Here is a 6,372-nt window from a genome sequence, read left to right on the forward strand (position 1 = left end):
ACAAAGAATATAAATTTATCGGTTAAATTGTAGATATAAACCAACAGATTACCTGTTTGTTACCCTGACAACTTGCGTTATCATTAGGCGCTAAAATAAATTTTAGCTTGCTCACCTAGTGAGCATTTGAAGTTTAAATCTATCATTTCGTAGTATTTGTTTTTCAAAGTACAAGTTGGTTATTTACGTAACCCTTATAGAGGTCGTTCATTGCTGACGACCTTTATAATATTACACTATCTACATACATACGTCAACCCCCTTTTCATTATTTTTACTTTCTCTTCTTTAATCGAGTTTTTTACATTTGTATTCCTTTTATGTCTTATTCTTCTAATAAATAACTAAAATAAATAATAGAGTAATAGACTTATGGATTATTTTCCCTATCTACTACTCTATCTGTTGCTTAATTACCTACATACAAAACTTAAGCAATCTGTATCTTCCTGACAACAAGCCCCTTTATTCCCCATCTGTATTTCATTGGCTCGGCATACGGCTTTGCTATTATCATTATAAATACATCCTGCAGCCATACATGTGATATCCACTGTATCACATGTATGATGTACTTCATTACTATTAGTGTATTCTCCACTTGTAAAGTTATTGCAGTAGGTATCTTTTGGGTTGCTAGCCCCTTGTCTACCCACTTGTATTTTTGCCAGACAACATTTATTCTCTCTATTATATGAACAATTATGAGCACTGCATTCTAATATTGGCATCTTACTTCTCTCCTTAATTTATTGGTATTTTCTTTATTTATTCTGCTCAAATTATGATTTTTTATTAAAAAATAATTCACCCGTTAGATTGATTCCATGTTGGGCGCACATAAAAAAGGGATGTTGCGTCATAACAACATCCCTTTTTTATTCACACCTTACTATCTTGACTCATCACATACTACTAAGTTATATTTTTCATAAATAACTCAGTCCCATTTATAACTCACTTCAAAACGTTCGAAGCACTTTTCACCTCTACTGTTAACTCTATAATTTAAATAGGAAGCAATACTATAATTTTTCTTCTCTATTTCTTTGCTGAGCTGATTACTAATCAAAGCACGCTTCTCAAATGCTTCATTACAAAGCTGTTCAACTTGCTTAGCTGTAAATTGTGGCGCAAAAATAGTATAAAGTTCTTTTATAACAAGTTCTATATCAGCATTTTTAGCAATGCTCAACTCAATAAACTCTTTACCCATCAATTTATGACATAGAATACCTAGTCCAAATGGATGTCTAATCTCTGAAATAAACTCGTCTTTAGTATAAGCAGGATGTGAATTATAGCTAATAGTGCCTTTATAAAGTGGTACCGTAAAAGGTCCCATTTTAAGTTTCTTTCCTGTTCTTGTTAAGGCTTCCTTAGAGACATCTAGTGGCAATGGTTGTACATAGCTGAAACTTGCTATAGTTCCATCTGGGTTGTGTGGCATCATAATAAGGGTGTCTCGCCAATCTGTAAACGAATAGCCTAAGTCCAGTTCCTTTTCACCTAAAAAGGTTCGATTCCTCTCTTCTCTTTGCCATGCCTCTTCACCATACTTCTCTATATATGCTCGTCTCTCTGCATCACGCTGTTTTAGCGTAAAATCTCGAGTTTCAATGGATATATACTTTCCATCCAAAGTATAGGCATAGATATCCGATTTAATTCTTGCCAAAAGATGCATAGCTATATAAAAATCATTACCTATGCGCTCTACAGGAAAGTCTAACATTCGTGTTGAACCATTTAAATTATAATAAAGCTCTCCAGGTTTAAATTCTGCCCAATGATATTTCCCACGTTTTACCTCTAATACATTTGTCTTCTCGTCATAAGACCATAAACAAGGTATATAGCGTGCATAATCACTTAAATTCACTAAGTTGTCTAGTTGATATTGGATGTATCTCATCTGACATAATTTTTTATTAATACGAACAAATCCAAGTGTTGTTCCTTTCACTGGAACAAGCTGTTCTAATGCATCTGGCCTATTTACCTCCACCTTCTCTACTACTGGTGGCTTTGGAATGACCACATCATATCCTATCTTTTCCTTGATGAGCTTAAAAGGTACATAAATTTTCCCCTCTTTTAAAATAGGTTTGTAATTAGAGGGAGAAGACTTATAGTCCTGTAGGATATAGCAAGTTTCTCCGCCCGTTGTAAACTGGATTTCTAGCCCTTCTTGTTTGTAACTTATGCAAACACCTAACTCCGACCATTTTTCTGTAACTTTAAAGTTATCATCAATACACATTAGTTCGCTTACTAAAATATAAGTATCATTGTTTTTTGTAAATGTATCAAAAGGAATATATTCTTCCTGTTTGACAGGCTCAAATATAGAATTATCCATTCGCTCCTCAAACTCTTGTATGGGAGTGTATTCATATCCCATTATGATGATGTTATCCCGTACACTTGCAAATATATTTGTTGTCATCCCCATGGCTAAGATAAGTGCCATAACATTTCTTAACTTCATCATTCTCCCCCTTATAGTTAATTTTATGATTATATTGTATCATGACAATATTCATAATAGTATTTTTTCTACAAATTCAAACTATTTTTTTAGCCCAAACAGATTACTCTAGTTCTGTTCCTCATTTTCTCTTTTTTATATAATAAAAGCCCTACAATTCTTGAAAACCAAGTAATTGCAAGACTTTATTTACTGTAAGTGAGGTGATTTCAACCTACGACGTACGGTTTAGGAAACCGTTAAAGGGTGTGTTAAGATATTAAAACAAAACCCTTGATACACCAACAATGCTTAGTGTTATCAAGGGTTTTATTACTATATTCTTTATTTATAAGCATTCCATAATTTCTACGTTTTAGCACCGTAAAAAATAAGTTTCACCGTAAAATCACCGTACATATTCATTCATTAAATTGTCTATTACTACAAATAAGGACACGAAACAATATCCTCATTTCTACTATCTATATCTAATAATCTCTTCTGATATTAAATAAATACTTTAGCAATAAACTTATAATACTTTCCATTATATGGGCCTGCCGGTAAACTCAATATTAAAATAGCTTCCTCATAATTCTGTATTTCTTCATTTCCATATATTTGTGGGTCTGTTACTGATATATGCTCATAATCTATCCCATTATATGTGAAACTTGCTTTCGCTTTATGCTTTCCGCTATCATTCACTTCCGTATGTATTTCTAGATTTTCAACCGCAATCCAAACTAATGAATATCCAACTTCATCAATTACCTCTTCTGATACATAGGCATACCTATTTCCAAAAATGTATTGAACTTGATCTGTATCATACTCTTCTAAAACATCATTAATTGTTAAGCTTTGTATTTTCTTCCAATACTTACTAGTATCAATAATTATATTTTCAGGTTGTAAGTTACAACTCTCATTCCCTTTAGTTATGACCTCAACTTCATCTAAAATATTACAATACTTTCCCTCCTTATATTCCATATCTTGAAGAGTTAAGGACCTTCCTACAGCATTCTCATCATCAGAAACTAACCTTACCCATTCACCAGTTTCTGTATTTATCCCTGCAACACAATATCCCCCAAACTTAGATGATTTTGTCATAATTATTAATCTTATCTTCCCCATTTACTCACCTCATATATGATATATTGTTACATTATCAATACTAGCTTTTAATATTTCTGCAAGTAGCCTACGGTGACAGTTTTCTGGTGTTGCTTCACTACATAATAAACAAATATTGTCATCTTTATTTAAGTATTTATTATTAAAGTAGGTAATAATATCTCTTTCCTGCATTAATGAAAAATACCTTTTTTCATATTCTTCCCATGTCATTTTCTTATCTTTATAATCTTTTAGTATTTCTTTGGTTGGTGCAAACTTTATATCATGTGCATATTGAACTCTACATATTTTATCTAGAAAATATTTTAAGTCATTTCCCTTACTGAATCCTGCTAATTGTGATACGTTATTTAATCTCACATCTAATACTAATTGTACTGGTGTATCTGAAATTTTTTCGAAGAATTCTCGTGCTGTCTTTTTAGTGAAACCAATGGTATAAATATTCACTATTTATTCCTCCTCTATTTTATAACCAATCTCCTTGTTTCTTTTTACATATGCTTGATTAATGAGTTCAGCATCATTATAGACCGGACTTAGAAGCGATACTTGATCCCTATTAGGAAAATATTTTTCAATAAGTCTTTTCTCAATTTCTTTTTGACTTTGATACTTGCCATTATCCAAAATATTTCTTACTTCATAACCCACTTGATAAAATTTCCTTGCAACCATTATGCATCTATGACAATCAATAGCATCTTTTTCCGCACACATTAATACAAAGGTATAACCTAATTCCATTCCCTTTTCTACTTTTTCCTGTCCTTGAATAAATGCTTCCGATTTAGTAAACAAATCAAAATCTAAATATCCATTAGGGTAATACCTAGTATCATTTTGTCTTGCACCAAATTCCATAGGATAATGCCTATACAAGATTTTGTTCTCTTTTAAAAATTCCCTAAGAGTTTCCTTATTATATTCTGGAAAATACCTTGAATTTGGCATACTTCTTACATCTATTAGGCACTTTATTGAATACCGCTTTAATGTATTTATAAAATCTTCAATTTTAAAACCAGAATACCCTATAGTATAAATTATATTGTCCATTTTCATCCTCTAAAATGCTAAATCTATTCTATTTTACAAATTATATTACTCCTAAGAATCAAAAAATTCAACACAAACCTTCCGTTATTTTTAAATATTTTTTAATTATTTTTATTTATTTACACTTTTTCCGTAATAATACGCGTTTTTTCTCTACAACTACATAAAAAGGCTCTATAATAAATGTTGGGGTATGTATGCATAAAAGAAGAGCATATTCAACAATCCTAAGTACAACGACATACTAGAAAGGATTTGATGACTATGCTCTCTTCTTATTATTACCAAAAGTTTCTTAGATTATTAGGTGTTTTAATAAAAGATATTTATGATGATAATGGTACTACAATTATAGAAATCCAAATGGAACGTAAACCTCATTCTTGCCCTTGCTGTAATCATGTTACAAATGCTGTACATGATTATCGACTTCAACCAATTAAAGATCTACCTGCCTTTGGCAACAACACTATTCTCCTGCTTCGTAAAAGAAGATATGTCTGTAAAGACTGTGGCAAACGCTTCTATGAGACTTTAGACTTTCTTCCCAGGTATTATCGTCACACTAAAAGATTAGCTTTCTATATCTTACAACAACTTAGTTCTACACATTCTTTTAAAAGTGTTTCAGCTTCTGTAAACCTTTCTATTACTACTGTTATTCGTATTTTTGATAACCTATCCTATGCACCTCAGTCATTACCAAAGGTGTTAGGTATCGATGAATTTAAAGGCAATACCGGACATGAGAAATATCAATGCATTATTACTGATCCTGAAAATAGAACAATTATAGATATCTTACCTAATCGCTATAAAACTGACTTAACTTCTTATTTCTTAAAATTTGATACTTCCAAGACTACTCTATTTATCAGTGATATTTGGGGAACTTATAGGGATTTGGCTAAGGAGCTCTTTGGTTCTGCAACTTATGTCATAGACAAATACCATTATGCAAGACAAGTATTATAGGCTTTTGAAACTATTAGAAAAGAAGTTCAAAAAGACTTTTCAGACCACAGAAGAAAATATTTCAAAAGATCTAGAATTGTGCTTATTAAGCACTTTAAAGATCTAACTGATGATCAGAAGCGTCAAGTAAACTTTATGCTTTATACAAGTGATAAGTTGGCTAAAGCCTACATTCTTAAAGAAACTTTCTATGATTTTATGGAATCAGAAGACTATGAAACAGCTAGAGAACGCTTGCAAAGTTGAATTTTGTTTGCCGAAGACAGTAACTTACAACGTTTCGCGGACGTAGCTAAAACTATGTTGAATTGGCAGAAAGGTATCTTAAATTCATTTACAACTTCTTATACTAATGGTTATACAGAGGGTATAAACAATAAGATTAAAGTGCTCAAACGTAATGCCTATGGCTATCGTAATTTTAATAGATTTAGAAATAGGATATTACATATGTGTAATACAAAAAACAGCTAGAATAATTTTCCATTATCCTAGCTGCCTATAAATCTCTATACTTGGGTTACCCCAACAATTGACAAAGAACCTAAAAAACTCCTAATACTCAACGTATCAGGAGTTTCCATGAACATTCAAAACAAAATAGTAACCATTCCAGTTGTTTCCTTAGAAAGGAGGTGATCCAGCCGCACCTTCCGATACGGCTACCTTGTTACGACTTCACCCCAGTCATTGGTTTTGCCTTAGACGGCTCCCTCCTT

The 6,372-nt window shown here is 31.9% G+C and carries 5 protein-coding genes, 1 rRNA gene and 1 pseudogene; 1 reads left to right on the plus strand and 6 read right to left on the minus strand.

The genetic code is table 11. From position 1 onward, the window contains the following. Nucleotides 1-413: 413 nt before the first annotated feature. From CS063_RS17145 to CS063_RS17770, 5 genes are all read right to left on the minus strand, one after another. Nucleotides 414-731, minus strand: a complete 318-nt coding sequence (locus CS063_RS17145; RefSeq protein WP_099450891.1) for a DUF1540 domain-containing protein — start codon at nt 729-731, stop codon at nt 414-416. Between the two features lie 209 nt (nt 732-940). Then, a complete protein-coding gene (locus CS063_RS17150) occupies nt 941-2,491 on the minus strand; it encodes a hypothetical protein (RefSeq protein WP_099450892.1) in 1,551 nt (516 codons plus the stop codon). A 489-nt stretch (nt 2,492-2,980) separates the two neighbouring features. Continuing rightward, entirely contained in the window at nt 2,981-3,616 is a 636-nt protein-coding gene (locus CS063_RS17155; protein ID WP_099450893.1) for a dual OB domain-containing protein, read from the minus strand. A 9-nt stretch (nt 3,617-3,625) separates the two neighbouring features. Continuing rightward, entirely contained in the window at nt 3,626-4,069 is a 444-nt protein-coding gene (locus tag CS063_RS17160; RefSeq protein ID WP_180270848.1) for a DUF488 domain-containing protein, read from the minus strand. 3 nt (nt 4,070-4,072) lie between these two features. Continuing rightward, nucleotides 4,073-4,684 carry a DUF488 domain-containing protein gene (locus CS063_RS17770; RefSeq protein ID WP_180270849.1) on the minus strand — a complete coding sequence of 204 codons (612 nt, stop codon included), beginning with the start codon at nt 4,682-4,684 and terminating at the stop codon, nt 4,073-4,075. 357 nt (nt 4,685-5,041) lie between these two features. Here CS063_RS17770 and CS063_RS17170 point away from each other — a divergent pair. Further along, nucleotides 5,042-6,127: pseudogene (locus tag CS063_RS17170) on the plus strand (ISL3 family transposase). Nucleotides 6,128-6,281: 154 nt separating this feature from the next. On the opposite strand, the gene CS063_RS17175 reads toward CS063_RS17170, so the two are convergent. Beyond that, nucleotides 6,282-6,372 (minus strand): 16S ribosomal RNA (locus CS063_RS17175); the annotation flags it as partial.

The organism is Sporanaerobium hydrogeniformans (genome assembly GCF_002735925.1).
In the GTDB taxonomy this organism is placed as follows: domain Bacteria; phylum Bacillota; class Clostridia; order Lachnospirales; family Cellulosilyticaceae; genus Sporanaerobium; species Sporanaerobium hydrogeniformans.

Bases quoted from the DNA above. Each gene is read 5' to 3' on its own strand.
- CS063_RS17145 (WP_099450891.1), bottom strand. From the start codon at position 731: ATGCCAATATTAGAATGCAGTGCTCATAATTGTTCATATAATAGAGAG.
- CS063_RS17150 (WP_099450892.1), bottom strand. From the start codon at position 2,491: ATGAAGTTAAGAAATGTTATGGCACTTATCTTAGCCATGGGGATGACA.
- CS063_RS17155 (WP_099450893.1), bottom strand. From the start codon at position 3,616: ATGGGGAAGATAAGATTAATAATTATGACAAAATCATCTAAGTTTGGG.
- CS063_RS17770 (WP_180270849.1), bottom strand. From the start codon at position 4,684: ATGAAAATGGACAATATAATTTATACTATAGGGTATTCTGGTTTTAAA.